Annotated in this window: 25 protein-coding genes; 11 read left to right on the forward strand and 14 right to left on the reverse strand. The window is 68.3% G+C overall.

Annotated elements, in window-relative coordinates:
• Positions 1–213: 213 nt before the first annotated feature.
• A complete protein-coding gene (locus tag JC881_RS17755) occupies positions 214–1,341 on the reverse strand; it encodes an ABC transporter substrate-binding protein (RefSeq protein ID WP_198787030.1) in 1,128 nt (375 codons plus the stop codon).
• 51 nt (positions 1,342–1,392) lie between these two features.
• Here JC881_RS17755 and JC881_RS17760 point away from each other — a divergent pair, with 51 nt between their 5' ends.
• Genes JC881_RS17760 through JC881_RS17770 form a run of 3 tightly spaced genes read left to right on the forward strand, consistent with a single transcriptional unit; the run spans position 1,393 to position 4,899 of the window.
• The gene (locus JC881_RS17760; protein WP_198787031.1) at positions 1,393–3,462 is read left to right on the forward strand and encodes a molybdopterin-containing oxidoreductase family protein; all 2,070 of its coding nucleotides are present in this window, start codon (positions 1,393–1,395) and stop codon (positions 3,460–3,462) included.
• 8 nt (positions 3,463–3,470) lie between these two features.
• On the forward strand, positions 3,471–4,592 hold the full coding sequence (locus JC881_RS17765; protein WP_198787032.1) for an aminopeptidase: 1,122 nt from the start codon (positions 3,471–3,473) through the stop codon (positions 4,590–4,592).
• The gene (locus tag JC881_RS17770; protein WP_198787033.1) at positions 4,585–4,899 is read left to right on the forward strand and encodes a polyhydroxyalkanoic acid system family protein; all 315 of its coding nucleotides are present in this window, start codon (positions 4,585–4,587) and stop codon (positions 4,897–4,899) included. The genes JC881_RS17765 and JC881_RS17770 overlap by 8 nt, the downstream gene beginning before the upstream one ends.
• 6 nt (positions 4,900–4,905) lie before the next feature.
• Here JC881_RS17770 and JC881_RS17775 read toward each other — a convergent pair whose 3' ends face one another.
• The 7 genes from JC881_RS17775 to JC881_RS17805 all read right to left on the reverse strand — a co-directional run bounded on the left by JC881_RS17775 (position 4,906) and on the right by JC881_RS17805 (position 13,140).
• Positions 4,906–5,643, reverse strand: a complete 738-nt coding sequence (locus JC881_RS17775; protein WP_198787034.1) for an SDR family oxidoreductase — start codon at positions 5,641–5,643, stop codon at positions 4,906–4,908.
• A 315-nt stretch (positions 5,644–5,958) separates the two neighbouring features.
• A complete protein-coding gene (locus JC881_RS17780) occupies positions 5,959–7,485 on the reverse strand; it encodes an FGGY-family carbohydrate kinase (protein ID WP_198787035.1) in 1,527 nt (508 codons plus the stop codon).
• Positions 7,482–8,639, reverse strand: coding sequence for an alcohol dehydrogenase catalytic domain-containing protein (locus JC881_RS17785; RefSeq protein WP_443083357.1), 1,158 nt, complete (start codon positions 8,637–8,639; stop codon positions 7,482–7,484). The genes JC881_RS17780 and JC881_RS17785 overlap by 4 nt, the downstream gene beginning before the upstream one ends.
• Before the next feature lie 43 nt (positions 8,640–8,682).
• A complete protein-coding gene (locus tag JC881_RS17790) occupies positions 8,683–9,663 on the reverse strand; it encodes an ABC transporter permease (RefSeq protein WP_198787036.1) in 981 nt (326 codons plus the stop codon).
• Positions 9,660–11,168 carry a sugar ABC transporter ATP-binding protein gene (locus JC881_RS17795; RefSeq protein WP_198787037.1) on the reverse strand — a complete coding sequence of 503 codons (1,509 nt, stop codon included), beginning with the start codon at positions 11,166–11,168 and terminating at the stop codon, positions 9,660–9,662. The genes JC881_RS17790 and JC881_RS17795 overlap by 4 nt, the downstream gene beginning before the upstream one ends.
• A gap of 32 nt (positions 11,169–11,200) precedes the next feature.
• Positions 11,201–12,130 carry an ABC transporter substrate-binding protein gene (locus JC881_RS17800; protein WP_198787038.1) on the reverse strand — a complete coding sequence of 310 codons (930 nt, stop codon included), beginning with the start codon at positions 12,128–12,130 and terminating at the stop codon, positions 11,201–11,203.
• Between the two features lie 119 nt (positions 12,131–12,249).
• Positions 12,250–13,140, reverse strand: a complete 891-nt coding sequence (locus JC881_RS17805; RefSeq protein ID WP_198787039.1) for a helix-turn-helix domain-containing protein — start codon at positions 13,138–13,140, stop codon at positions 12,250–12,252.
• Positions 13,141–13,442: 302 nt separating this feature from the next.
• On the opposite strand from JC881_RS17805, the gene JC881_RS17810 reads away from it, so the two are divergent.
• Entirely contained in the window at positions 13,443–14,690 is a 1,248-nt protein-coding gene (locus JC881_RS17810; RefSeq protein WP_198787040.1) for a CaiB/BaiF CoA transferase family protein, read from the forward strand.
• 84 nt (positions 14,691–14,774) lie between these two features.
• Here JC881_RS17810 and JC881_RS17815 read toward each other — a convergent pair whose 3' ends face one another.
• Positions 14,775–15,032, reverse strand: a complete 258-nt coding sequence (locus tag JC881_RS17815) for an acyl-CoA-binding protein (protein WP_198787041.1) — start codon at positions 15,030–15,032, stop codon at positions 14,775–14,777.
• Positions 15,033–15,095: 63 nt separating this feature from the next.
• Between JC881_RS17815 and JC881_RS17820 the strand changes: the two genes are divergently transcribed.
• Positions 15,096–15,986, forward strand: coding sequence for a dienelactone hydrolase family protein (locus JC881_RS17820; protein WP_198787042.1), 891 nt, complete (start codon positions 15,096–15,098; stop codon positions 15,984–15,986).
• Between the two features lie 36 nt (positions 15,987–16,022).
• Here JC881_RS17820 and JC881_RS17825 read toward each other — a convergent pair whose 3' ends face one another.
• The 5 genes from JC881_RS17825 to JC881_RS17845 all read right to left on the reverse strand — a co-directional run bounded on the left by JC881_RS17825 (position 16,023) and on the right by JC881_RS17845 (position 19,973).
• Positions 16,023–16,859, reverse strand: a complete 837-nt coding sequence (locus JC881_RS17825; protein ID WP_198787043.1) for a hypothetical protein — start codon at positions 16,857–16,859, stop codon at positions 16,023–16,025.
• 14 nt (positions 16,860–16,873) lie between these two features.
• On the reverse strand, positions 16,874–17,572 hold the full coding sequence (locus tag JC881_RS17830; protein ID WP_198787044.1) for a TetR/AcrR family transcriptional regulator: 699 nt from the start codon (positions 17,570–17,572) through the stop codon (positions 16,874–16,876).
• 129 nt (positions 17,573–17,701) lie between these two features.
• Positions 17,702–18,184 carry a phasin family protein gene (locus JC881_RS17835; RefSeq protein WP_198787045.1) on the reverse strand — a complete coding sequence of 161 codons (483 nt, stop codon included), beginning with the start codon at positions 18,182–18,184 and terminating at the stop codon, positions 17,702–17,704.
• An 84-nt stretch (positions 18,185–18,268) separates the two neighbouring features.
• The gene (locus tag JC881_RS17840; RefSeq protein ID WP_042580045.1) at positions 18,269–18,718 is read right to left on the reverse strand and encodes an acyl-CoA thioesterase; all 450 of its coding nucleotides are present in this window, start codon (positions 18,716–18,718) and stop codon (positions 18,269–18,271) included.
• A 358-nt stretch (positions 18,719–19,076) separates the two neighbouring features.
• Positions 19,077–19,973: a LysR family transcriptional regulator gene (locus JC881_RS17845; RefSeq protein WP_198787046.1), complete on the reverse strand. Its 897-nt coding sequence runs from the start codon at positions 19,971–19,973 to the stop codon at positions 19,077–19,079.
• A 134-nt stretch (positions 19,974–20,107) separates the two neighbouring features.
• Between JC881_RS17845 and gtdA the strand changes: the two genes are divergently transcribed.
• The 6 genes from gtdA to JC881_RS17875 all read left to right on the forward strand — a co-directional run bounded on the left by gtdA (position 20,108) and on the right by JC881_RS17875 (position 26,703).
• Positions 20,108–21,193 carry a gentisate 1,2-dioxygenase gene (gtdA, locus tag JC881_RS17850; RefSeq protein WP_198787047.1) on the forward strand — a complete coding sequence of 362 codons (1,086 nt, stop codon included), beginning with the start codon at positions 20,108–20,110 and terminating at the stop codon, positions 21,191–21,193.
• A gap of 66 nt (positions 21,194–21,259) precedes the next feature.
• Positions 21,260–21,964, forward strand: coding sequence for a fumarylacetoacetate hydrolase family protein (locus tag JC881_RS17855; protein ID WP_198787048.1), 705 nt, complete (start codon positions 21,260–21,262; stop codon positions 21,962–21,964).
• A gap of 28 nt (positions 21,965–21,992) precedes the next feature.
• Entirely contained in the window at positions 21,993–23,243 is a 1,251-nt protein-coding gene (locus tag JC881_RS17860) for a 3-hydroxybenzoate 6-monooxygenase (RefSeq protein WP_198787049.1), read from the forward strand.
• Positions 23,244–23,298: 55 nt separating this feature from the next.
• Positions 23,299–24,285: a Bug family tripartite tricarboxylate transporter substrate binding protein gene (locus JC881_RS17865; RefSeq protein WP_198787050.1), complete on the forward strand. Its 987-nt coding sequence runs from the start codon at positions 23,299–23,301 to the stop codon at positions 24,283–24,285.
• Positions 24,286–24,370: 85 nt separating this feature from the next.
• Positions 24,371–25,348, forward strand: a complete 978-nt coding sequence (locus tag JC881_RS17870) for a Bug family tripartite tricarboxylate transporter substrate binding protein (protein ID WP_198787051.1) — start codon at positions 24,371–24,373, stop codon at positions 25,346–25,348.
• Positions 25,348–26,703 carry an FAD-dependent oxidoreductase gene (locus JC881_RS17875; protein ID WP_198787052.1) on the forward strand — a complete coding sequence of 452 codons (1,356 nt, stop codon included), beginning with the start codon at positions 25,348–25,350 and terminating at the stop codon, positions 26,701–26,703. Before JC881_RS17870 ends, JC881_RS17875 begins: the two co-directional genes overlap by 1 nt.
• Positions 26,704–26,719 lie beyond the last annotated feature (16 nt).

Here is a 26,719-nt window from a genome sequence, read left to right on the forward strand (position 1 = left end):
CCTCCTCCTTGATTTCGCGAAACAGAGCCCACCGCCAGCGCGATCTTTCAGAGCACTTGTTGATCGGCCCGCACAAGCAGAGCGCTCATCGTGCGCAGGGCATCGGGTGCTCCCCGCAGCGAAATCAAGGAGGAGGGCGAAGCCCGGGGGACATTCGCGGAGGGGAGCACCCGGTGGCCTGTGCACGCGCCCTGAACAAGCGCGCCAAAAAAACTAGGTCCGAACCCGCCCATCCCCAGTCAGCATCGACAGCTCGACGAATTTGGACCCCACGTGGTTCTTCGCCGAGAACGACACCTCGAACCCACCGAACTGCTGCCGGTCGATGCTCTCCAGCCCTCCGACAAGACTCTCGCGCGTGACTTTGCCCGACGCCTTGCGCAGCCCCTCGGTCAGCACCTTGGCGGCCAGGTAGCCCTCCATGCTCGAGAAGTTCGCGCTGGCCCCGCCGCCCGCCTTGCGCACCGCATCGACGAATTCGCGCGTGATCGCGTTGGCCGGGTTGTAGGGCGAGGGCACCACCTGCGTCACCATGACGCCCGCGGCTTCCTTGCCGAGCTCGTCGGCCAGTGCCTGCGTGCCGACGAACGACAGGTTGATGAAGGTGCCGCCATAGCTCGCCTTGCGCGCCTCGCGGATGAACGCCGCGCACGCCTTGTATGCGCCCACCTGCACCACCGCATCGGGCCGCGCGCCCACGATGGCTTTCACCGCCTGCGCCACGTCGGCCGAATTGCGCTCCACCGTGGCCATGGCGATGGGCTTCAAGTCCAGCTGCGAGAGCGCCAGCGTCACGCCGTCGAGCCCGGCCTTGCCGTAGGCGTCGTTCTGGTAGAAGACCGCGATCTTCTTCAGGCCCAGGTGGGTGAGCTGCTTGACCATCAGTGCCGTCTCGTCGTTGTACGAGGCGCGCAGGTGGAACACGTTCTTGTGGAAGGGCTCGCGCAGCGACATCGCGCCGGTGAACGGCGCGATGAACGGCACCTTGTCCTTCACCGCGAGCGGCAGCGCGGCCAGGCTGGTCGGGGTGCCGATGTAGCCGAAGAGGGCGAACACGTCTTCCTCGATGAGTTTTTGCGTGTTGGCGGCGCAGCGGTCGGGCTCGTAGCCGTCGTCCAGGTTCTTGATCACCACGTTGCGGCGGCCGGGCTGGGCGTTGTACTGGTCCAGGAACACCTTGGCACCCTGGTGGAACTGGATGCCCAGCTGCGCGGCCGGGCCGGTGAAAGGCGCGGACTGGCCCAGTACGAGGGGCGCCTCGGTCTGCGCCTGCGCGATCCGGAAGCTGCCCAGCGTGGCGGCGGCGCCGACAGCCAAGGAAAAATGCCTGCGATTCACCATGGTGAAAAACTCCCTCTGCGCGTTTTTCCGCACTCAAATTAGACTTGCCCGATGCCCCACGCACCGGACTCCCTGGAAGCCACGACTTCCGCCCCACCAGCCTCCCAGACGGTCACCGTGCTGGGCGCCTGTCCACACGATTGCCCCGACACCTGCGCACTCGTCACCACCGTCAAGGACGGCGTGGCCGTGAAGCTGCAGGGCAATGCCGCCCATTCGCACACCGGCGGCGTGCTCTGCACCAAGGTGTCGCGCTACATCGAACGCAACGACCATGCCGAGCGGCTGGTGCAGCCCCTGAAGCGCGTTGGCCCCAAGGGCAGCGGCCAGTTCGAGCCGGTCTCGTGGGACGCCGCGCTGGACGACATCGCCGCGCATCTTCGGTCATTGCAGGCCGATCCGGAAACAATTGTCCCCTACTCTTATGCGGGCACCATGGGGCTGGTGCAGGGCGAATCGATGGACCGGCGCTTCTTCCACAAGCTGGGCGCATCGCTGCTGGACCGCACCATCTGCTCGATGGCCGGCGGCGAGGCGATGGTCCACACCCTGGGCGGCAAGGTCGGCATGCGGATCGAGTTCTTCGCCGAGGCGAAGCTGATCCTGATCTGGGGCAGCAACTCCATCGCGAGCAACCTGCATTTCTGGCGCCACGCCCAGGCGGCCAAGCGCGCGGGCGCGCGGCTGGTGTGCATCGATCCGCGCAGGACCGAGACCGCCGACAAGTGCGACGAGCACATCGCGCTCCTGCCCGGCACCGACGCCGCGCTGGCCCTGGCGCTGATGCACGAGCTGATCGTGCACGACTGGCTCGACCACGACTACATCGCCAACCACACGCTGGGCTGGGAACAGCTGCGCGAGCGCGCGCTGCAGTGGCCGCCTTCGCGCGCGGCCGAGGTCTGCGGCATTCCCGAAGCGCAGATCGTGGCGCTGGCCGAGGCCTACGGCACGACCAAGCCCGCGGCCATCCGCCTGAACTACGGCATGCAGCGCGTGCGCGGCGGTGGCAACGCGGCGCGCGCCGTGGCCTGCCTGCCGGCGCTCGTGGGCGCCTGGCGCGACCGGGCGGGCGGGCTGCTGCTGAGCAGCTCGGGCCACTTTCCGGTCGACCGCGCCGCGCTGCAGCGCCCTGACCTGCTCGAAGGGCGCCGCCCGCGCACCATCAACATGAGCACCATCGGCGATGCGCTGCTCGACGCGGCGAAGCCGGTGAAGGCCATCGTGGTCTACAACAGCAACCCGGTGGCTGTGGCGCCCGATTCGGCCAAGGTGGTGGCGGGCTTCGCGCGCGAAGACCTCTTCACTGTGGTGATGGAGCAGTTCCGCACCGACACGGCCGACTACGCCGACTACCTCTTGCCCGCCACGACGCAGCTGGAGCACTGGGACATCCACACGAGCTACGGCCACACCGACGTGCTGCTGAACCGCCCCGCGGTCGCGCCGCGCGGCGAGGCCCGCAGCAACGCCTGGGTGTTCCGCGAGCTGGCGCGGCGCATGGGCTTCGACGAGCCCTGTTTCTCGGACGACGACGAAGCGCTGTGCCGCACCGCGTTCGCCGAGAACGCCATCGACTACGCGCAGATGCTGACGCAGGGCTTCACCAGCGTGAAGCTGCCCGAGGCGCCCTTTGCCGAAGGCCAGTTCCCCACGCCCTCGGGCCGCTGCGAATTCTTCAGCGCGCGCCTCCAAGCCATGGGCATGGACGGCCTGCCCGACCACGTGCCCAACTGGGAGCCGGCCGGCAGTTCGACCGAGTTTCCGCTCGCGATGATCTCGCCGCCCGCGCGCAATTTCCTGAACTCCACCTTCGTCAACGTGACGAGCCTGCGCGCGATCGAGGTCGAGCCGCTGCTGGAGATCCACGCGGCCGACGCCGCCGCGCGCGGCATCGAGGACGGCGCGATGGTGCGCGTGTTCAACGGGCGCGGCGAGCACCGCTGCCGCGCCGAGGTCTCGCGCCGCGCGCGCCAGGGCGTGGTGCACGGCATGGGCATCTGGTGGCGCAAGTTCGGCGGCGACGGCACCAACGTCAACCAGCTCACGAGCCAGCGGCTGACCGACATCGGCCGCGGCCCGACCTTCTACGACTGCCTCGTCGAAGTCGAACCCTTGTGAGAGCGCGTGTGAGAGCGCTTCCCGTACTGACGCTGGCCGGCGCCCTGTTCCTCACGGGCTGCGCGGACCTGGGCTACTACTGGCAGTCCGCCAGGGGCCACATCGGCATCATGCAGGCCGCCAAGCCGGTGCCCGAATGGCTCGCGGACCCGGCCACCTCGGCGCCGCTGAAGGCCAAGCTCGAACTCACGCAGCGCATCCGCCGCTTCGCCTCGAGCGAACTCGGCCTGCCCGACAACGCGAGCTACAAGTCGTATGCCGACCTGCACCGCCCCGCAGCCGTGTGGAACGTGGTGGCCGCGCCGCCGTATTCGCTCACGCTCAAGAGCTGGTGCTTCCCGGTGGCCGGCTGCGTGGGCTACCGCGGCTATTACAGCGAAGACGCGGCCAAGGCCGAAGCCGAGGCGCAGCGCGCGCTGGACCTCGAAGTGGCCGTGTACCCCGTGCCCGCGTACTCCACGCTCGGCTGGATGAACTGGGCCGGCGGCGATCCGCTGCTCTCCACCTTCATCGGCTACCCCGAGGGCGAGCTCGCGCGCATCGTGTTCCACGAACTCGCGCACCAGGTGCTCTACGTGCCGGGAGACACGGTGTTCAACGAGTCGTACGCCACCGCGGTCGAGCGCATCGGTGGCGGCATGTGGCTGCAGCGCGAAGCCGGCGAGGCGGCGCGCCGCGAGTACGCGCAGTTCGACGGCCAGCGCCAGGAGTTCCGCGCGCTCGCGCTCAACACCCGCCGCGCGCTCACGCAGGTGTACGAGTCGCCCGAGGCCAAGGCCAGGGACTGGACCGCGGTCGAGGCGATGAAGAAGACTGCGATGGCCGACTTCCGCGCGCGCTATGCCGAGCTGAAGAAAGGCTGGCCCGGCCCGCGCCAGGGCGCCTACGATGGCTGGGTGGCGCGTGCCAACAACGCGGCCTTCGGCGCGCAGGGTGCGTACGACGACCTGGTGCCGGCCTTCGAGGCGCTGTTCGCGCACGAGGGCCGCGACTGGCCACGCTTCTACACTGAGGTGCGGCGCATCGCCGCGCTGCCGACCATGGAAGAACGCCGCAGGGCCCTGCAGGCCGCCACGGGCATCCTGCAAACGCATTCCAGCGACAACAACAACGGAGATCACGGTGCCTGACATCCATATCGAGAGAAACCACACGCTGGGCATTGCCGGCGCCCGCGAAGTCGCGCGCCAATGGGTGCAGCAGGTCGAGCAGGACTACGGCCTGGAGTGCACCTACACCGAGGGCAAGACCTGCGACGTCGCCCAGTTCAGCCGCCCCGGCATCGATGGCACGGTCGAGGTGACCGCCGATACCTTCAAGCTCGAGGCCACGCTGGGCTTCCTGTTCAGCAGCTTCAGCGAGCAGATCGAGCAGAAGATCTCGCGCAACCTCGACGCGCTGCTCGATTCGCCGAGCGGCGGCACGCGCTTCGCCTGATCGGGTTCAGACGATCGTGTAGCCGCCGTCGACCGGCAGCGCCGCGCCGCTGACCATCGACGCGCCATCGGAGAGCAGGAAGAGGATCGGTGAGACCACCTCCTGGACCTCTGCAAACCTTCCCATCGGAATGTTCCTCAAGGCCGCCGCGCTTTTGGCCGGATCGGCCCACGCCTGCGCAGCCATCGGCGTGAGCGTCACGGTCGGGTTCACGCTGTTCACGCGAATGCCGTGCGGCCCGAATTCGAGGCACAGCGAGCGCGTGATCGCATCCATCGCCGCCTTCGATGCGCAGTAGCAAAGGTGCGCATCGAGCGCGACCAGCGCGGCCTGGCTGGACACGTTGACGATGCTGCCGCGCACACCGGCCGCGATCATCGCCTTGCCGCAGCGCGAAGCGACCAGTGCCGCGGCGCGCGCGTTGACGGCCATCACGGCATCGAAGCTCTCGGCCTGCAGGCCGAGCGCGGATTCGAGCAATGCAATGCCGGCGCAGTTCACCACGAGGTCGAAGGCAGGCAAAAGTGCGAGCGCGCGTTCCAACGCGGCGGCGTCGCCCACGTCGACCACGAGAGGCGTGCAGCCTGCTTCTGCGTGCAGGGCGTCGAGCGCTGCGATGTTGCGGCCGATTGCCGTTACCGCTGCGCCCGACTGGGCGAGCTGCACCGCTACCGCGCGGCCGATGCCGCTGCTGGCGCCGGTCACGAGGGCGCGGCGGGTGGAGAAATCGAAGGTTGTTGTCATGGTCTGTTGTCTTGTTTGGAGAGGCATGTGTTCAGGGTGAGTGCACAGGCCACCGGGTACTCCCCTCCGCGAATGTCCCCCGGCTTCGCCTCCTCCTTGATTTCGCTGCGGGGAGCACCCGATGCCCTGCGCACACCGAGCGCTGTCGTGGTGCTGGCCGATCAACCAGTGCTCCAAAAAACGAGCACGCCGATGGGGTGCCTTGCGCAGCGAAATCAAGGAGGAGGGGCAAAGCCCCGGGGGACATTCGCGGAGCAAGGTGCCCCGTCGGCGTGGGCGTCGCCCTGAACCTGCGGTCGAATCAGGAAGCGAATTTCATTTCAGCCGATGCATCGCATCCCGCAGCGCGGGATAAAGAGATTTGTAGATTTCGAAGCGCTCCCGGTACACGGCTTGCGCCGATGGCTCGGGCCGCGCGCGTTCCACCAGCGTGACCCAGCCGCGCTCCGCAGTCGCCGCATCGACCAGCCCCGCGCCAAGCGCCGCGAGCATCGCCGCGCCGAGGGCCGCCTCGACCTCTTCCTCGATGGTGAACACGGGGTAGCCGGTGATGTCCGCGACGATCTGCATCCAGAGGTCCGAATGCGCCGCGCCGCCGACCACGATGAGGCGGTCGTCCAGCGGCTGGCCGCTCTGCCGGCCCGCTTCGATGTTGTGCTGCAGCGCGAAGCTCACGCCTTCGAGCACGGCGCGATAAAGGTGCGCGCGGCTGTGCGCGAGCGAGAGGCCGATGAACGCGCCCTTGGCCTGCGCGTCCCAGATCGGGCTGCGCTCGCCCATCAGGTAGGGCAGGAAGACCAGGCCTTCCGCGCCGGGCGGCACGTCGACGGCCTTGCGCTCGATCAGCGCGTGCGCGTCTTCGCCGGTGCGCGCGGCCTCGGCCACTTCGACCTGGCAGAAGGCTTCGCGGAACCAGGTGACGGCCGCGCCCGCGGTGATCGCGCCGCCGAACACATAGCTGCGGTCCGCGCCGCGGTAGACGTGCGGCATCGTGATGAGCCGGTGGCGCGCGTCCACCGCCCGGCTCACGAAGCCCCAGCACATGCTGGTGCCGATCATCGCGACGTGGTCGCCGCTGCCGGTCACACCCGCGCAGAACGTGGCCACGGCCGCATCGACGCCGCCGGCCATCAGCGGCATGCCTTCGGCGAGGCCGAGCTTCGTGGCCCATTCGGCACCGAGGCCGCCGACCACGTCGCTCGATTCGACCAGGCGCGGCGGCATCATGCGCGCCGGAATGCCGAGCATGCCGAGCGCTTCGAACGACCAGCGGCGCTGCGCCGCGTCGTACACGCCGCCGATGTTGCCGGCCGAGCTGTGGTCGACCGCGAGCTCGCCGGTCAGCCGCCAGTTGATGTAGCTGTTGGGCGGCAGGAACCAGCGCGTCTTCGCCCACACCGCGGGCAGGTGCTCGCGAATCCACAGCATCTTGGTGAAGCCGTAGTAGCTGTCGACGCCGTTGCCGGTGATCGCCTGCAAGCGCGCCACATCGAGCGTCGCGTTCACCGCGTCGACCTCGGCGGTGGCGCGGCGGTCCATCCAGATGAGGCACGGGTGCAGCGGCTGCATGGCCTCATCGACCGGGATGCCCGCGCCGCCATAGAGGCTGCTCACGCACATCGCGGCGATGTCCGCGGGCGCGACGCCGCTCTTTGTCACGCAGGCGCGCACGCTCTCGCAGACTGCGTCGAACCACACCGCGCAGTCCTGCTGCGCCCACAGCGGCTTCGGCGTCTCGGGCTGATAGGCCACGCTCGCCTGCGCATGCACCTTGCCGTCGATGCCGACCAGCAGGCACTTGGTGCTCTGCGTGCCGATGTCGACGCCGATGACGTATTTCATGACGCCGCGTTCCGCTGCTGAGGCTGCGGCTTGAGCAGCACCTTGATCGAGTCCAGCGAGTTCGCCAGCGCGAACGCGCGCTCCCATTCGGTGAGCGGAAAGTCGTGCGTGACGATGCCCTTGGACGTGACGAGCCCGCGCGCCAGCAGGTCGATGGCGATCGGGTAGCAGTACGGCCCCAGGTGGGCGCCGCGCACGTCGAGCTCCTTGCGGTCGCCGATGATCGACCAGTCGGCGCTGGTCTCCGAGCCGAACACGCTGAACTCGACGAAGCGGCCGAGCTTGCGGATCATCTCCAGCCCCTGCGTCACGCCGATGGGCGCGCCGGTGGTCTCGATGTACACGTCGCAGCCGTAGCCTTCGGTCAGGCCCTTGACGATGGTGTCGGCGTTCTCGGTCTTGGGGTTGATCGTCACGTCGGCGCCGAACTGCTTTGCCAGCGCAAGGCGCTCGGGCACGAGGTCGATCACGATCAGCTTCCTGGGCGTCTTCAGGGCCGCGGCCTGCACCATCATCAGGCCGAGCGGACCGGCGCCCGCGATCACCACCACGTCATCGAACTGGATGTCGCCGCGGTTCACCGTGTGGATCGCGCACGAGAGCGGCTCGATGATGGCCGCGTCTTCCAGCGAGATGCCGTCGGGAATCCTGTGCACGCGCGACGTGGGCGGCAGCCGCATGTAGTCGGCCATTCCGCCGTCGGCCACGATGCGCTGGAAGCCGAAGATGTTGTGCACCTCGCACATCCAGTACTTGCCGGTGGTGCAGAAGCGGCACTTGCCGCAGGGCACGATCTGCTCGGCGATCACGCGGTCGCCTTTCTCCACGCCGAAGTGCTCGGCGGCGCCTTCGCCGAGTGCCTCGACGTAGCCGAAGAATTCGTGGCCCGGGATCACGGGCGCCTTCACCCACGAGGGCTGGCCGTCGCCGCCCCAGAACATCTTCGCGCCCGAGTGGCACTTGCAGTCGGAGGCGCAGATGCCGCAGGCGGCGATGGAGATCAGCAGTTCGTTGCGGCCGATGGCCGGCATGGCGACGGTTTCGAGCCGGTAGTCCTTGGGGCCGTGGCACACGACGGCCTGCATGGCCGCCTGCACTGCGGAGAGTGCGCCGATGGCGCCCGAGGCGCCGGGCTGGAGCTTTTGATAAGACATGGGTTCCTTGTGATCAGGAGGTGTGAAGGGAAGGTGGGATGGGTCAGCGCTTGGCTTCGCGGCTGATGAAGATCGCAAGGAGGACGATGCCGCCCTTGATGATCAGTTGCAGGTACGGCGACACGCCGATCATGTTGAGACCGTTGTTCAGCACGCCCAGCAGCAGCGCACCGACCAGCGTGCCCACGATCGCGCCGCGCCCGCCGGCGATGGACGTGCCGCCCATCACCACCGCCGCGATCGCATCGAGCTCGAAGCCCACGCCCACGCCGGGCTGTCCGCTCGTGACGCGCGCCGCCTGCACGATGCCGGCGATGGCCGCGGTAAGGCCGCTCAGCGCATACACGAGCAGCTTGTAGCGGGACACGCGCACACCGGACAGGCGCGTCGCCTCCTCGTTGCCGCCGATGGCATACACGTAGCGGCCGAACGGCGCCATGTTCAGCAGCACATACGCCACGAGGTACGTCGCCAGCATGATGAGGATCGGCACCTTGATGCCCGCGAGCACGCCGCCGCCGAGAAAGGCGAACGAATCGGGCAGCCCGTCGATCGGATAGCCGCCGGTGTAGATCAACGCAATGCCGCGCGCGATGCCCATGGTGGCCAGCGTCACGATGATCGGCGGCATGCGCAGGTACGCCACGCAGTAGCCGTTGAAGAGGCCGATCACCACGCCCACCGCCAGCCCGAGCGGCACGGCGAGCATCGGCGGCAGCCCGAACTGCACCATCATTCCCGAGGCCAGCGTGCCCGACAGCGCCACCACCGCGCCCACCGAGAGGTCGATGCCGCCGGTGAGGATCGCGGCCGTCATGCCCACCGCGATGATCGCGTTGATCGACGACTGCAGCGCGATGTTCTGCAGGTTGCCCCACGAGAGGAAGTTGTCGGTCGCCACGATCATGAAGACCGAGATCGCGATCAGCCCCACCAGGGGGAGAAAGGCCGTCGAGCGGCGCAGCTGCGTGAAGAATCCCCCGGTGGGAACCGGCGGCGTGGGATGGCTGGCGGTGGCATTCATTGCGAACCCCCTGTGGTTGCGTGGCGCATGATGTCGCCCGAGTTGATGGAGTCGCCTTCGAGCGTGGCCACGATCGACCCGCCCGAGAACACAGCGACGCGGTCGCACATGCCGACGATCTCGGGCAGCTCGCTCGAGATCATGACGATGGCCTTGCCCTGGCGCGTGAGTTCGCGCATCAGGCCGTAGATCTCGGCCTTGGCGCCGACGTCGATGCCGCGCGTGGGCTCGTCGAAGATCAGCACCTCGCTCGCATGGCCGAGCCAGCGCGCGATCACCACCTTCTGCTGGTTGCCGCCCGAGAGCGTGGCCACGCGCGTCTCGATGCTCGGCGCCTTCACGCCGACGCGCCTGGCGAGCTCGCCGGCCGATTGCTTCTCGGACTTCTGGCTCACAAGCCCCGCGCTCTTGTGCTTGCCCAGGTTGTTCATCGAGATGTTGAAGCGGATCGTGAAGTCGGTGATCAGCCCCTCGACCTTGCGGCTCTCGGGCAGGAGGCCGATGCCGTTGGCGAGCGCCTCGGTCGGGTCGTTCAGGCGCACGGGTTGGCCGTTGCGCAGCACCGTTTTCCGGTGCACGCGGTCGGCGCCCATCATCCCGAGCGCGAGCTCGGTGCGGCCCGACCCGACGAGTCCCGCGAAGCCGAGGATCTCGCCTTCGTGCAATTCGAAGCTGTTGACCGGACCGCCCTTGGCCAGCTGGATCTCGGGCACCTCCAGCACCTTGCGGCCGCGCGGCGCGGGCTGCGGCTTGGGCGGAAAGTTGTGCGCGATGCGGCGGCCCACCATCATCTCGACGAGCGCATCCACATCGGTCGCGCCCACGTCCGCATGCCCCGCGTTGGCGCCGTCGCGCAGCACGCTGATGCGGTCGCACACCTCGAAGATTTCATCGAGGTGGTGCGAGATGAAGATCATCGCCACGCCCTTGGCGCGCAGCTCGCGCATGATCCTGAAGAGGTGTCCGGCCTCGTTCGGCGTGAGCGTGGCGGTCGGCTCGTCGAGCACCAGCAGGCGCGCCTTCAGCGACAGCGCCTTGCCGATTTCCACGAACTGCTGCTGCGCCACCGAGAGCCGGCAGATCGGCACGCCCAGGTCGATCTGCACGCCCAGCTCGGCGAAGAGCTGCTGCGCCGAGCGCTTCATCGCCGCCTTGTCCATCAGCCCGAAGCGGTTCTTCAGGTACCGGCCGAGAAAGATGTTCTCCACCGCGTTCAGGTACGGGATGAGGCTGAACTCCTGGAAGATGATGCCGATGCCCGCGGCGATCGCGTCGTTGTAGCCCGCGAACTTGCGCTCGCTGCCTTCGATGAAGATGCGGCCCTCGTCGGCCTGGTAGATGCCGCCGAGAATCTTCATCAGCGTCGACTTGCCCGCGCCGTTCTCGCCGAGCAGCGCGTGCACCTCGCCCTTGCGGATCGAGAGGTCGATGCCCGAGAGTGCCTTCACGCCCGGAAAGCGCTTGGAGACGCCTTCCAGTCGGAGCATTTCTTCTGCGGAGTTCATGGCCTGGTCCTGAGCCGTCGTGCCGTGCGCCGTTACCAGGTGAAGGTCTTCGCGCCTTCGGCGTCGATCAGCTTCACGTCCACCGGCACCGCGGCGGGCACGTTGGCGCCCCACTTCTTGGCGAGCGCGATGCCGATGGCCAGTCGGATCTGGTCGCGCGGGTACTGCGCGGTGGTGGCGATGAATTTCGACCCCGGCTTCTGCATCGCCTTGATGGCTTCGGGCGCGCCGTCCACGCTGGTGAGCTTCACGTCCTTGCCGCTCGCATCGATGGCCGCGAGCGCACCCATCGAGCCGCCGTCGTTCACGCTGAAGATGCCCTTGAGGTTCTTGTTGGCCTGCAGGATGTTCTCGGTCACGGTGAGCGCGGTGGCGCGCTCCTGCTTGCCGTTCTGCGTGCTCACCACCTTGATGCCGGGGTACTTGGCGAGCGCTTCGCGGCAGCCCTTCACGCGCTCCAGGATCGGCACGACGGGGATGCCATCCAGGATCGCCACGTCGCCCTTCTCGCCGATGTTCTTGGCGAGGTATTCGCAGGCCAGGCGCCCCGCGTCGGTGTTCTTGGAGCCGACGAAGGAATCGACCGGGCCCTGCGCATTCGCATCGACCGCCACCACGACGAGCCCCGCCTTCTTGGCCGAGCGCACCGCCGACTGCACGCCGGTGGAGTCGGTCGGGTTCAGGAGAAGGATGTCGACCTTCTTCTGGATCATGTCTTCCACGTCGCCGATCTGCTTGGCCACGTCGTGCCGCGCATCGGTGGTGACGACCGTCGCGCCGATGGTGGCCGCGGCTTCTTCGAGCGCCTGCTTCATCGTCACGAAGTAGGGGTTGTTCAGCTCCTGGAAGGTCATGCCGATGCGCAGCGGCTGCTTGGGCGCCTGCGCCTGGGCGGCGGTAGCGGCGCACAGCAGTGCGGCGGTGAGGGCGGTGAGGGCGGTGGCGTTGAGAAGGTTCTTCATGGTTGCGGTCTCCTTGGGTTCGTGTGGACTGTCGAAAAAACGCGGGCAAAGGCGTGCTCCGCGCGGCGCCCGATGCGCCGCGCCGGTAACGACGCGGGGAACGAAAAACCGAACGCCGGCTACGGCGAATTGGCGGCGCGCGAGGCCGCGGCCTGCATGCGATGGAAGTTGCGGAACTTCGTCGGCGGCATGCGCTTGTGCAAGAGGAACTGCCGGTTGAAGTTCGAGACGTTGTTGAAGCCCACGTCCATGCAGACGTCCAGCACCGGCTTCTCGCTGTTGGTGAGCAGCTCGCAGGCGCGGCTGATGCGCAGCCGGTTCACATAGCGCACGAACGACTGGCCCGTGTGCTTTCGGAACGACCGCGAGAACGCGCTCGGGCTCTGGCCCACCAGCTCGGCGAGCATCGGTTCGCGCAGCTCGTCGCCCAGGTTGGCCGAGATGTGCGCGAGCACGTTGTTGATGGCGTGCGACATGAAGGCCTTCGGGTCGGGCTTGAACGCGGGGCTCGCGAGCCGCTGGCGGTCGTGGCTGTCGACCAGGAGCTCGAGCAGCGAGAGCAGCAGGATCACGCGGCGCAGGCCCCGCGCCTGGAGCAGCGACTCCATGACCGGCTTGGCCGCGAGCGCCGTCTCGGCGGAGAACAGGAGGCCCGAGCCCGACTCGGCCAGCAGCGGCGCGATGCGCTCGAATTCGGGGAAGGTGGCCGCCATGTTCTTCACGAGGCCGGCCGGGAACTGGATCACGATGCCGCGCCGCTCCACGCTCTGGCCCGCGGGCACGTCGCTGATCCAGTTGTGCGGCAGGTCCGGGCCCATGAGCACGAGGTTGCCGGGCTCGAAGTGGCCGACGTGGTCGCCCACGAAGTAGACGCCCCGGGTCTCCACGATCAGCTGGATCTCGTACTCGGGATGGAAGTGCCAGCGCACCGTGCGGTACGGATAGCCGTGCGCCCAGGCGGTGAACGATTCATCGCTGCGGACTTCGACGATTTCCAGATCAGGCTGCATGAGCGGGTCCCTTTCCTTGTCTCTTTGTTGTGGTTGCGACGCGTGACAGTGGAGCGGACTGTACGAATCGCCCAGGACGTCAACAACCAGACTCGGGGTCCGAAGTTGATACTTTTTTGACCTTCGCGCAAGCGGGTTGGCAAAGGCATTGCGGTGCAGCAAGCGCCTTTCTCCTCGGGAGAGCGGTGTAACCGGCGGACGATTGCTGCGGTGCGGAAAGCGCCGGATATGCAGCGTCAAGAATTCATAGGTGTTTTCCCGCCCTGCGGAGCGCGCGCCGCGACACGGCACACTCTGGCGCCATGACGAATACCGCTTCTTCCCAGGCCGCGCCGACCGCCGCGGGCCCGCTGGCCGGCCTCAAGGTCGTCGAGCTCGGCCAGTTGATCGCCGGGCCTTTCGCCGCACGCACGCTGGCCGATTTCGGCGCCGAGGTGGTGAAGATCGAGCCGCCCGGCGCGGGGGATCCGTTGCGCACCTGGCGGCTGCTGAAGGACGGCACCTCGGTCTGGTGGCAGGTGCAGTCGCGCAACAAGCGCTCGCTGGCGCTGGACCTGCGCGAGCCCGAGGCGCAGGCCATCGTGCGGCAGCTCGTGGCCGAGGCCGACGTGCTGATCGAGAACTTCCGCCCCGGCGCGATGGAAGGCTGGGGCCTCGGGCCCGACGCGCTGCTGGCGGCCAACCCCGGCCTCGTGATGCTGCGCATCAGCGGCTACGGCCAGACCGGCCCCTACCGCGACCGCCCCGGCTTCGGCGTGGTGGCCGAGGCGATGGGCGGGCTGCGCCACCTCACGGGCGAGCCCGGCCGCGTGCCGGTGCGCGTGGGCGTGTCGATCGGTGACACGCTGGCCTCATTGCACGGCGTGATCGGCGTGCTGATGGCGATGCAGCACCGCCACGCGACGGTGAGCGCCGAATATCCGAAGGGCAAGGGGCAGGTGATCGACGTGGCGCTTTACGAAGCGGTCTTCAACTGCATGGAAAGCCTCCTGCCCGAGTACGGCGCGTTCGGCGCGGTGCGGGAGGCGGCCGGCAGCGCACTGCCCGGCATTGCACCGACCAACGCGTACCGCTGTGCGGACGGCGGCTACGCGATCGTCGCGGGCAACGGCGACAGCATCTTCCGCCGGCTCATGGAATGCATCGGCCGCCCTGACCTGGCCGCCGATCCCGCGCTGGTGGGCAACGCGGGCCGCGTGGCCCAGGTGGAGATGCTCGATGCCGCCATCGGCGACTGGGCGGCCGCGCGCACCGTGGACGAGGTGCTCGCCGCCCTCGACGCCGCGCATGTGCCGGCCGGCCGCATCTACACCATCGCCGACATCGCGGCCGATCCGCACTACGCCGCGCGCGGCATGCTGCAGCAGGTGCAAATGCCCGACGGCAGCGCGCTCGCGGTGCCCGGCTTCGTGCCCAAGCTCTCCCTCACGCCGGCGAGCCACCGGCACAACGCGCCGGCGCTGGGCGCGGACACGGATGCGGTGTTGAGGGAGATCGGCCTGAGCGCCGGGCAGATCGCCGCGCTGCACGCGCGCGGGATCGTGGGTTGAAAAGGCAAATCCGTTCGCGCTGAGCTTGTCGACGCGTCGCGCAGGGCTTCGACAAGCTCAGCCCGAACGGTTCCTGGCGCGGGGTCAGGCGCGCAGGGATTCGATGAGGTCGATGTACTTCTGCTTCGCCTCATCGGCGCTCGCGCCCTTCTGGGCGGTCCACGCATCCCACTTGGCACGCGCGACGATGTCGCTGAAACTGGGCTTCTTGGCCGTGTTGTCGCCTTCGGTGGCCTGCTTGAAGAGGCCGTAGATCTTCAGCAGCGTCGGGTTGTCGGGGCGCTCGGCCAAGAGCTTGGAGTTGGCCTGGGCGGCTTCGAATTGGGCGTTGAGGTCGGACATGGCGGGTGGGAAGAAGATGAGTCGAAACGGCAATCTTAATAACCGCGAGCGCAAGGGACATTCATGAAGAAGACATCCATACGCTGGTGTGCCGCGCTGCTTCAAGTGCTGCTGCCGCTGCTGGCGGCCACGGGCGCGCATGGCGCGCTGCGCGAGGAACAGCTCGACGTGCCGGTGCAGGTCAGCGACATCTACGGCAAGCGCGTCGAGCAGTCCATCCGGGTGACGGTGTTCTCGGACGACGCGAACCCGGTACCGGCCCCGCTGATGGTGCTCAACCACGGCCGGGCGGCGCAGGCCGCGGAGCGCGCGGCCATGGGGCGCGCGCGTTATTCAGTGGCGTCGCGCTTTTTCGTGGCGCAGGGCTTCGTGGTCGCGGTGCCGACCCGCATCGGCTACGGCGTGACCGGCGGCGAAGACGTCGAAGCCAGCGGCCAGTGCGGCGCCAGGCGCTACGGGCCGGCCTACGAGGCGGGGCTGGCGCAGACGCTGCGGGTGCTGCAGCTGATGCGCGCGCGGCCCGATGTCGATCCGGCGCGCGCGGTCATCCTCGGGCAGTCGTTCGGCGGAACCATCGCCATCGCGGCCGCCGCCCAGAACCCCGCGGGCGTGGTGGCGGCCATCAACTTCGCGGGCGGCGGTGGTGGCAATCCGAAGACCCAGCCGCAGCGCCCGTGTTCGCCGGAGGCCATGGAGCGCCTGTTCGGCCAGTACGGCAAGACGGCGCACATGCCCACGCTGTGGATCTACACCGAGAACGACCAGTACTTCGGGCCGACCTATCCGCAGGAGTGGTTCAAGGCCTTCAGGGATGCGGGCGGCAAGGGCGAGTTCACGCAGTTCCCGCCGTACGGCGAGGACGGGCATGCGCTGTTTTCGCGCTATCCCGAAGTGTGGCAGCCGCGCGTGCGGGCGTTCCTGGAGCAGGTCGGGGTGACGCGCCAGAGACGGTGATGCGGTGACGCGCTGACGCGCTGACGCGCGCGCAGGTCAGTCCGACAGCCCCGCCCGCGCCAGCTCCACGTCCAGCCGCTCCCGCGCATCCGCGGGCTTGAGCGCCGCGGCCTTTTCGTAGAGCTGCGTGGCCTCGCCCATGCGCGAATCGCCGTGCAGCATCAGGAGGGCGCGGGCGTATTCCATCATTCCCGCGGCCGAATGCGGATGCAGTGCGAGGCCGCGCTCGAAGAGTTCCACCGAGGTCTCGGCGCGCACCCCGTAGGTCATGCGCCCGACCAGCGCGCCCACTTTGTCGATCACCTCGGCGTGGAACGCGGCCAGCGCGACGTGCGCGTCGGCGTGGTTCGGCTGCAGCGCGATCACATGCTCCAGCGCGCCCTTGAGCTTGCTGCCCAGTCCCTGCGCCAGCGCGCGCGCCACGCTGATGCCCTGGCTGTAGCGGCCCAGCGCGTAGGCCTGCCAGTAGAGCGCCTGGCAGTTGTCGGGCTCGGCGGCGACCTGCGCGCCGGCGCGCTCGATCACCTGGCGGAACAGCGCGAGCCGGGCGCCCTCGCGCGGCTCGACGTAGTTGGCATAGATGGCGGTGGCCTGGTTGGCCAGCACCAGGCCTTCGGAGCCGTGCAGGAGGCCGATGGCGGCGGCGCGTTCGAATTCGCCGCTGTGGTACAGCGCCCAACCCTCGGCCAGCGGCGCATCGGCGTCCGGCGGGGGCAGGTGATGGCCGGCGTGCAGGCGCGTCCAGTGCGGCAGCACGCTGCGCGCGTCGAAGCGCGGCACGTCGGGGTAGGGGAGCGGCTTCCACGGTTCCGCGTTGGCGGCGACCGGGCCGGCGGACATCAGCGAGAGCGGTTTGAAATCGGGGTGGGGCATGGGTTGAACAGGCCCTAGGCCGCCATGTCGACAGTCGGAACCACGTGGTGCGTGGCATCTTCGCCGTTGTAGGCATTGCTCAGTGTCAGCAGATGCCGCCGTTGTTCGCGTCCCAGGTAGGGGGCGAGCAGGTGCAGGGTGTGGTGGCCGCCGCGCATCAGCGCGCCTTGCGCATGCGCCGGCTCCAGCGCTTCGCGCGGGTTGCGCACGTATTCGTAGCTCAGCCAGTAAGTCAGCACCACGACCATGCTCTGGGCCAGCGGATCGATCTCGTGCGCGTCGATGTCCAGGTGGCCGGCGCGGCCGAGGCCGGCGATGAGCTGGCGGATGGCGCGTGCCTTGTTTTTCAGCACCAGCTGGAACTGGGTTTCCAGGTGCCGGTTCTTGCTCAGCAGGTCGTTCAGGTCGCGGTAGAGAAAGCGGTAGCGCCAGATCAGCTCGAAGAGCGTGTGCATGAAGAACCACGCGTCCTCCACGTCGTGCACGCCTTCGCTCGCATGCAGCAGCTCGTTGAGCTCGGCCTCGTAGCCCTGGTAGAGCTTGTTGATCAGCTCTTCCTTGGCGGGGTAGTGGTAGTAGAGATTGCCCGGGCTGATGTTGAGCTCGCCCGCGATCAGCGTGGTCGAGACGTTCGGTTCCCCGAAGCGGTTGAACAGGTCCAATGCGGCTTCGAGGATGCGTTGCGCTGTGCGGCGTGGCGCCTTCTTTGCCATGTCGGTGCCCCCGGTGTGTCTCTTGGTCTTGGGAACACTCTAGCGTATGTGCACTGCACCATGAACGGTGCGGGACATGTTTTGCGGCGCCGACTTTTTTGTGCAGCGCCGCAATTGGGGAGAGGCAGGTCAGCCGGCCTTGGGGCGGCGCAGCGTCTTCTTGGCGGCGGGCGCTGCCGCGGTCTTGCGTGCGGTGGTTTTGCGGGCGGTCGCTGCCGTCTTCGCGCTGCCCTTCAGTTGCGCTTCGAGGGCATCGACGCGCGCCTGCAGCGCGGCCATGTCGGCGGCCGATGGGGCGCCGAGTTTTTCGAGGGCGCGCGCCACGCGCTCTTCGAAGATGTTCTCCAGCTTGCCCCACTGGCCCGCGGCCTTGGTGCCGAACTCGCTGGCGAAGCCGGCCATGCGCTGCTGGGCCTGGGCGAGGGTTTCTTCGGCGGCGGTCTGGGTCTTCTTCTGCATGCCGGCGCCGTCCTTGACCAGCGCCTCGAAGGCCTTGCTGCCTTCCTGCTGCATCTTGGCGAAGGCGCCCAGGCCTGCGAGCCAGATCTGTTGTGCGGAGTCCTTGATGCGGTCGGAGGACTTGTTGTTGCTGTCGTCGTCTTGAGTCGCCATGCGCGCTGTTCCTGTGAAAACAATCGGCTGACTCTAGCCGCTGGGCATCGCTCCCGTTAGAGCTTCGCCTCTACCTGGTGCGGCTCAAGGCGTAGCGCCGGCCGCGCGGCTCGCGTCCAGGTGCGCCTTCGCACGCTCGGCCAGCGCCATTTCGCCGGGCGTGCCGGGCACGAAGGCTTCCACCGGAAGCGGCCGGCCGTGCGAGTCGACCGAGACGAAGACGATCAGGCACTCGGTGGTCTTTTCCATCATGCCGCCCTTCATGTCGCCGCTGCGCACCTCCACCGAGATGTTCATGCTGGTGGTGCCGGTGTAGGCGAGACGGGCTTCGACCTCGACGAGGTCGCCGATCATGATCGGCCGGTGAAAGCGGATGCTGCCGATGAAGGCGGTGACGCAGTAGCGCTTGGCCCAGCTGGTGGCGCAGGCGTAGCCGGCCTCGTCGATCCACTTCATGACCGTGCCGCCGTGGACCTTGCCGCCGAAGTTGACGGTGCTGGGCTCGGCCAGAAAACGCAGGGTGATCGAAGACATGGGGCGCCGCCTTTGTTGGATGGGCTGTGGTGGGGAGCCGCGATTATGCGAGCGGGCGCCCGCTGCCAGCCGCGCCGCCCGTCGCGAGGGCCTGTTTACCCTACGCAAGGGGTCGCGAAGCTCGCCACAGCCCGCCCCTCAAGGCGCGCGACGCCGTGCGTGCGTCCGCACGCACAAGGAGCGCAACGCGGAGGGGCGGGCTGTGGCGAGCTTCCCTGCGGGTTGCTTCGCCAAGGGGCCGTCTGCGGCGTTGCCCGCGCTTGCAAGGCGCAAGCCTTGCTGCGCACGGGCGCCTTGCAGCCAGCCCCTTGGCGAAGCAACGCGACCCCTTGCGTAGGGTAAACAGGCCCTGGCACGCTCAGCTGCCGCTGAAGAGCTGGGCCAGCGCGCGCCGCAGCCAGGCGTTGCCCGGGTCGGCGTGGAAGCGCTCGTGCCAGTGCTGCTTGACCGCGTAGTCCGGCAGCGCGAAGGGCAGCTCCAGCAGCTTCACCGGCTCCTGCGTGGCCAGCACCTTGCCCAGGATGCGCGGCACCACCACGAGCAGCTCGGTGTGCGCCACGATCCGCGCCACGCTCAGGAAGCTGGAGAGCCGCACCACCACGTCGCGCTTCAGGCCCAGCCGCGCGATGGTCGTGTCGACGATGGCATGCCCCGTGCCGGACGTGGACACCACCGCATGCGCCTCCGCCTCGAAGCGCTTGCGCGTGAGCCGGGCGCCGATGCGCGGGTGGTTCTGCGCGGCCAGGCACACGAAGTTCTGCATGAAGAGCGTCTGCTGGTAGAAGCCCGCATCCAGTTGCGGCATGAAGCCCACGGCGAGGTCGACCTCGCCGTCCTGCAGGCGGCGGCCGCTGTTGGTGGAGATGATCTCGGTCTCGATGTGCACCCCCGGCGCCACGTGCCTGAGGTGGTCCAGCAGGCCTGGCAGCAGCACCACCTCGCTGATGTCGGTCATGCAGATGCGAAAGCGCCGCTGCGCCTCCGCGGGCTCGAAGCTGCTGCGGTTGCCCCGGGCCTGCGACAGCTGGGCCAGCACCTCGCGCAGGTTCGGGTAGATGCGCTCGGCATGCGGCGTGGGCTGCATGCCCTGCGCGGTGCGGGTGAAGAGGCGATCGTCGAAGTGCGCGCGCAGCTTGTTGAGCGCGGTGCTGGCCGCGGCCTGCGCCATGCCCAGCCGCTCGGCCGCCTTGGAGACGTTGCCGGTCTTGTAGACCTCGTCGAACACGGCGAGCCATTCGAGATCGAGCTTGGACATGGTGTGTCTTTCCGGCGGTCTTTGCTTAGGGCGAAAGGCACCATTATCGAAATTTCCAATTCCGTGTATTGGCTACCGGTCTTGAGGAAATAGTGGGGCGGCTCAACAATGCCCGCGAACGGAGACAACCACGCATGAACCCCGCTTCCCAGAGCCCCGCAAAGAGCGCCCCGGCCAACGCCGCCGAACGCCGCGACTACTACGCCCGCATTCGCCCGCTGAACCTCACCCCGCTGTGGGAATCGCTGCACGCGCTGGTGCCGCGCGAGCCGCAGACGCCGTGCGTGCCCGCACTCTGGCGCTACGACGAGATCCGTCCGCTGCTGATGGAGTCGGCCGACCTCATCACCGCCGAGGAGGCCGTGCGCCGCGTGCTGGTGCTGGAGAACCCGGCGCTGCCGGGCAACTCGTCGATCACGCAGTCGATCTACGCGGGGCTGCAGCTCATCATGCCGGGCGAGGTGGCGCCTTCGCACCGCCATGTGCAGTCGGCGCTGCGCTTCATCGTCGACGGCAAGGGCGCCTACACCACGGTGGGCGGCGAGCGCACCACCATGTACCCCGGCGACTTCATCATCACGCCTTCGTGGGCTTGGCATGACCACGGAAACGAAGGCATCGAGGGCGTGAGCGAGCCGGTGGTCTGGCTCGACGGGCTCGACATCCCGATGCTGCGCTTCTTCGACGCGGGCTTTGCCGAGAACGACGACGCCAAGGTGCAGCACGTCGCGCGCCCCGAGGGCCACAGCCTCGCGCGCTTCGGCCACAACATGGTGCCGGTGCGCCACGACCATGTGTCGGCCACCTCGCCGATCTTCAACTACCCCTATGCGCGCAGCCGCGAGGCGCTCGCACAGCTGCAGAAACAGGAAGCGCCCGATGCGTGGCTGGGCCACAAGCTGCGCTACATCAACCCGCTGACGGGCGGCTCGCCGATGCCGACCATCTCGACCAACCTGCAGCTGCTGCCCAAGGGCTTCGCGGGCAAGACGCACCGCGCGACCGACGGCGCGGTCTACAGCGTCGTCGAAGGCCACGGCATCGCCGAGATCGCGGGCCAGCGCTTCGAGTTCGGCCCGCGCGACACCTTCGTCGTGCCGTCGTGGGCGCCGCTGCGGCTGCTCTCGCCCATCGCCGACGTGGTGCTCTTCAGCTTCTCCGACCGCCCCGTGCAGCAGGCCATGGGCATCCTGCGCGAAGCTTTTCTCGAAGACGCCTGAACGGCGGCCGACCTCTTTTCATTTCATCGTTTGACCGTGTGCCGCCGCGTGCGGCAGGAGCCTTCCATGTCCTTCGTTTTCACACCCCCTTCCATCGTCGGCCTGCCCATCGCCGATTCCGACAAGCTGTTCCCCGTGCGCCGCGTCTACTGCGTCGGCCGCAACTACGCGGCGCATGCCCGCGAGATGGGGTTCGACCCTGACCGCGAACCGCCTTTCTTCTTCTGCAAGCCCAACGACGACGCCTCGGTGGTGCCCGTGGCCGAAGGCCAGACCGGCGCGATTCCCTACCCGCCGCTCACCAGCAACTACCACTACGAAGCCGAACTCGTCGTCGCCATCGGCAAGGGCGGCAAGGACATTCCGATCGACCAGGCCTCGGCCCACATCCACAGCTACGCCGTGGGCCTGGACATGACGCGCCGCGACCTGCAGATGAAGATGCGGGAGCAAGGCCGTCCGTGGGAAATCGGCAAGGCCTTCGACTTCTCGGCCCCCATCGCGCCGCTGCGCACGCTGGCCGACGTGGGCGAGATCAACGCGGGCGCGATCACGCTCACCGTCGATGGCGAAGTGCGCCAGAACAGCGACATCACGCACCTGATCTGGTCGGTCAACGAAGTGATCGCCAATCTCTCGACGCTCTTCACGCTGCAGCCCGGCGACCTGATCTTCACCGGCACGCCCGAAGGCGTGGGCGCGGTGAAGGCGGGGCAGACGATCAAGGTGAGCATCGAGCGGCTGCCCTCGCTCACCGTTCGCATCGACTGATTTCCACCGAAGCGCAAAGGCCATCCCGATGAGCACATCTCTCACGAAGAACCCGCCCACTGTGCTGCTCGTCGGCGGCGGCATCGGCGGCATGGCCGCGGCGCTCGCGCTCGCGCGCCTCGGTGTTTCCATCGACCTGCTCGAGCAAAGCGCGGCCATCGGCGAGATCGGCGCGGGCCTGCAGCTGGGCCCCAATGCCTTCGCGGCGCTCGACGCACTGGGCGTGGGCGAAGCGGTGCGCCGGGGCTCGGTGTTCACCGACCGGCTGGTGATGATGGACGCGGTCGATTGCGGCGAAGTCGCCTCGGTGCCCGTGGGTGAAGCCTTCCGCGCACGCTTCAAGAATCCGTATGCGGTGAGCCACCGCGCCGACCTGCATGGCGCGATCCACGAGGCGGTCAGGCAGCATCCGCTGATCCGCTTTCACACCTCGGCGCAGGTCGAGTCCATCGACAGCGGCGCGCACGGCGTCACCGCGGTCACGCGCGATGGCCGGCGCTTCCAGGCCGATGCGATCGTGGGCTGCGACGGCGTGAAGTCGGTGGTGCGCGCCAGGCTCATCGGCGATGCGCCGCGCGTCTCGGGCCACGTCGTGTACCGCGCGGTCGTGCCCGCGGCCGACATGCCGGCGGACCTGCGCTGGAACGCGCCTGTCGTCTGGGCCGGACCGAACTGCCACCTGGTGCACTACCCGCTGCGCCACGGCGAGCAGTACAACCTGGTCGTCACCTTCCACAGCCGCGATGAAGAAGAGTGGGGCGTCACCGACGGCAGCAAGGAGGAAGTGCTGTCGTACTTCGAGGGCGTGCATGCGCGCCCGCGCCAGCTGCTCGATCGCCCCACCTCGTGGCGCCGCTGGAGCACCGCCGACCGCGACCCGGTCGACCGCTGGAGCGACGGCCCGGCCACGCTGCTGGGCGATGCGGCGCATCCGATGATGCAGTACCTCGCGCAGGGCGCCTGCATGGCGCTCGAAGACGCGGTGACCCTGGGCGCCGCGGTGAAGGCCTGCGATTTCGACATGACCGCCGCGTTCAAGCTGTACGAAGCCGCGCGCGTCGCCCGCACGGCGCGCGTGGTGCTGTCGGTGCGCGAGATGGGACGCCTGTACCACGCGAAGGGCGTCGAGCGGCTGGTGCGCAACAGCCTCTGGGTGGGGCGCACGCCGGAGCGTTTCTACGATGCCGTCGAGTGGCTCTATGCATGGCGGCCCGAGCATTGCCTCGACGATGCGCCGGTCTCGCTGCACCCTGCCGCCGCCGAGCTTTCGTTGCATTGAAACGAATTTCTTTCATCATCACCATTCGAGGCCGAAGGCCCAGGAGACAAGCACCATGAATTTCTCGCGCGCATTGCTCACGGGCGCTCTCGCCCTCACCGCCACCGTCGCCACCACGGGCGCGCTGGCGCAGGCCGGCGACTTTCCGAACCGGCCCGTGACGCTGGTCACGCCCTTCGCCGCGGGCAGCGGCCCCGACGCGGTGCTGCGCCTGGTGTCCGACAAGCTCTCGCGCCTGTGGAACCAGCGCGTGGTGATCGACAACAAGCCCGGCGGCGGCGGCTTCATCGCCATCGACCAGGCCCGCCGCGCCGCGCCCGACGGCTACACGCTGCTGCAGCTGGACAGCGAGCACGTCGCCGCGCTGCCGCACCTGTACAAGTCGAAGAACTTCGTGACGCTGCAGCACTTCGACCCGGTGGCCTCGCTCTTTCGCACGCCCTTCTTCGTGGCGGTGGGCACCGATTCGAAGTGGAAGACCATGGGCGACCTGATCGCCGCCGCCAAGGCCGAGCCCGAAGGCGTGGTGTACGGCTCGTGGGGCGTGGGCAGCCCCGGCCACCTGGGCGCGCAGCAGCTGGAGGCGCTCACCGGCATCCGCATGCGGCACGCGCCGTACCGCGAGGTGTCGCAGCTGTATTCCAACGTCGGCACGGGCGATGTGCCGTGGGCCTTCGCGAGCATTCCGTCGAGCCAGGGCATCTACAAGGCGGGCAAGCTGCGCTACATCGCGGTCGCCGCGCCCAAGCGCATTGCGCAGATGCCCGATGTGCCGACCATGGCCGAGGCGGGCGGGCCCGCGTCGCTCGAAGTCAATTCCTTCGTCTCGCTGCTCGCGCCCAAGGGCGTGCCGGCGGCCGTGAAGGCAAAGATCAACGCCGACGTGGCCAAGGTCATCGCCGACCCCGAGATCCGCGCGCGCTTCGACACCTTCGCGTTCGAGCCGCTGGCGTGGTCGCCGGAGGAGATCCAGCGCAACGCCGAGGCCAAGTCGAAGGTGTACGGCGAACTGGTGCGCAGGGGCAACATCAGCCTCGAATAGCGGGGAGCGTTCCTTGCCCCGCGTTCGTCCCGGCAGTTAAGCTGGCCCCCTTCGATTTTTGTTAACTTTCTCACTTCTTTTCGCCATGCACGCCAACAAGAGAGCCCTTTTGATCGCTTGCGGCCTGGCAGCCGCCACCGTGCTGCCGCTCGCCGCCAGTGCACAGAACAACGCCTGGCCGACCAAGCCCATCCGCCTCCTGGTGGGCTTTCCGGGCGGCTCCACCCCCGACATCGCGGCACGCACCATCGCCGAGCCGCTGGGCAAGGCGCTGGGCCAGCCGATCGTGGTGGACAACAAGGCCGGTGCCTCGGGCAACATCGCCGCCGACCAGGTGGCCAAGGCCACCGACGACCACACGCTGGGCATCGTCATCAACGGCAACCTCACCTCGTCGAAGATGCTGTACCCGAAGCTGCCCTACGACCCGGTCAAGGACTTCACCTACCTTTCGCTGATCGCGACCGCGCCGCTCGTGCTGGTGGCGCAGAACAACCTGCCCACGGGCACGGCCTTCTTCGACGCCGCGCGCAAGGCCGGCGACAAGTGGAACTACGGCTCGGTGGGCATCGGCTCGGTCGGCCACCTGGGCATGGAACTGCTCAAGAGCCGCGTCGCCGGCTTCAAGCCCGAGCACGTGCCCTACCAGGGCAACCCGCAGGTCATCACCGGCATGCTGGGCGACCAGGTGCAGATGGGCCTGATCCCGCCGGGCGTGGCCATGCCGCAGATCAAGGCCGGCAAGCTCAAGGCCGTGGGCCTGACGGGCGGGCGCAGTGCGCTGGTGCCCGAAATTGCGCCGCTGTCCGAAGCCGGCGTGAAGGACTTCAACCTCGAGGTGTGGGTGGCGCTGCTCGGGCCCGCGAACCTGTCGAAGACCGCGCAGGCGCGCATCGGCCGCGAACTGGAAATCGTCATGAAGGACCCGGACGTTCGCCGCAAGCTCTTCGAGCAAGGCTGGCAGGCCGTGGGCACCTCGCCGGACGGCATGCGCACGCGCGTGACCGAAGAGGCGGCCATCATGAGCAAGATCATTTCCACCCGCGGCATCAAGTTGCAGTAATGACAGTCCAGCCAAAGACCCTGACCGAACCGGCGCGCGAGCTGCCGGTCTTCGGCGAATACGACGTGGTGGTGGTGGGCGGCGGCCCCGCCGGCATCGCCGCCGCCGTGAGCGCCGCGCGCCATGGCGCAAGCACCTTGCTGGTGGAGCGCTACGGCTTCCTCGGCGGTATGGGCACCGCGGGCGGCGTGACCAATTTCGCGGGCCTCTACGGCAAGCGCAACGGCGAGATGACGCTCCTGGTGCGCGGCGTGGCCGACGACCTGCTCGATCGCATCGGCGCGCTCGGCGGCCTGAACAAGCCGCAGGACGGCATGCAGGGCCGCATCCGCGTGCGCTCCTACGACACCTCGGCCTACAAGATCGCGGCCGACCAGTTGCTGCTCGATGCGGGCGTGCACCTGCTGTTCCACGCGTGGGCGGCAGCGGTGATCCGCGACGGCGAGCGCATCGCGGCGCTCGTGGTCGAGACCAAGTCGGGCCGCCAGGCGATCCGCGCCAACGCCTTCATCGACGCGAGCGGCGACGCCGACGTGGCCGCCTTCGCGGGCGTGCCCTTCGAGGTGGGCGACGGCCACGGCAGCGGCCTCTTTCCGACCACGATGTTCCGCGTCGGCCAGGTCGATGCCGCGCCAGCGCTCGCGGCCGTGGGCGAATTCAAGGCCATCAACGACCTGATGGCCAGAGTCCAGCAACAGAAGCCGGGCACCTACAAGTTTCCGCGCGAGGGCGCGATCCTGCGGCCCAACATCGATCCGCGCGAATGGCGCGCCAACGTCACGCAGATCCGCAACGCGGCCGGCCGCGCGATGAACGGCGTCGATGCGCGCGAGCTCACCGAGGGCGAGCTCGAAGGCCGCCGCCAGATCGCCGAGTACTTCAAGTTCATGAAGGCCGAGGTGCCGGGCTTCGCGCATTCGGCCATCGTGGAAATCGCGCCGCAGGTGGGCATTCGCGAAACGCGCCGCATCGAGGGCCTCTACGAGCTCGCGGGCGAGGACATCCTTTCGTCGGCGAAGTTCGACGACAGCATCGGCATCAACGCCTGGCCGATGGAGATGCACGCCGACGGCCGCATCGAGTGGGCCTTTCCGCGCGACGACAACCGCACCTACAACCAGCTGCCCTGGCGCATGCTGGTGCCGCGAAAGGTCGACAACCTGCTGGTGGCCGGCCGCTGCGCCGCGATGACGCACGAGGGCCAGTCGGCCGCGCGCGCGAGCGGCGGCTGCTTCGTCATGGGGCAGGCCGCGGGCACGGCGGCGGCATCGCTGGGCAACGCGAATTTCGCGGACGTCGACGTGCCGGCGCTGCAGAAGAAACTGCTGGCCGACGGCGCGGATCTCGACCGCTGAAGACCGGAACACAGGT

Source organism: Variovorax sp. IB41 (assembly GCF_016405905.1).
Classification (GTDB): Bacteria; Pseudomonadota; Gammaproteobacteria; order Burkholderiales; family Burkholderiaceae_C; genus Variovorax.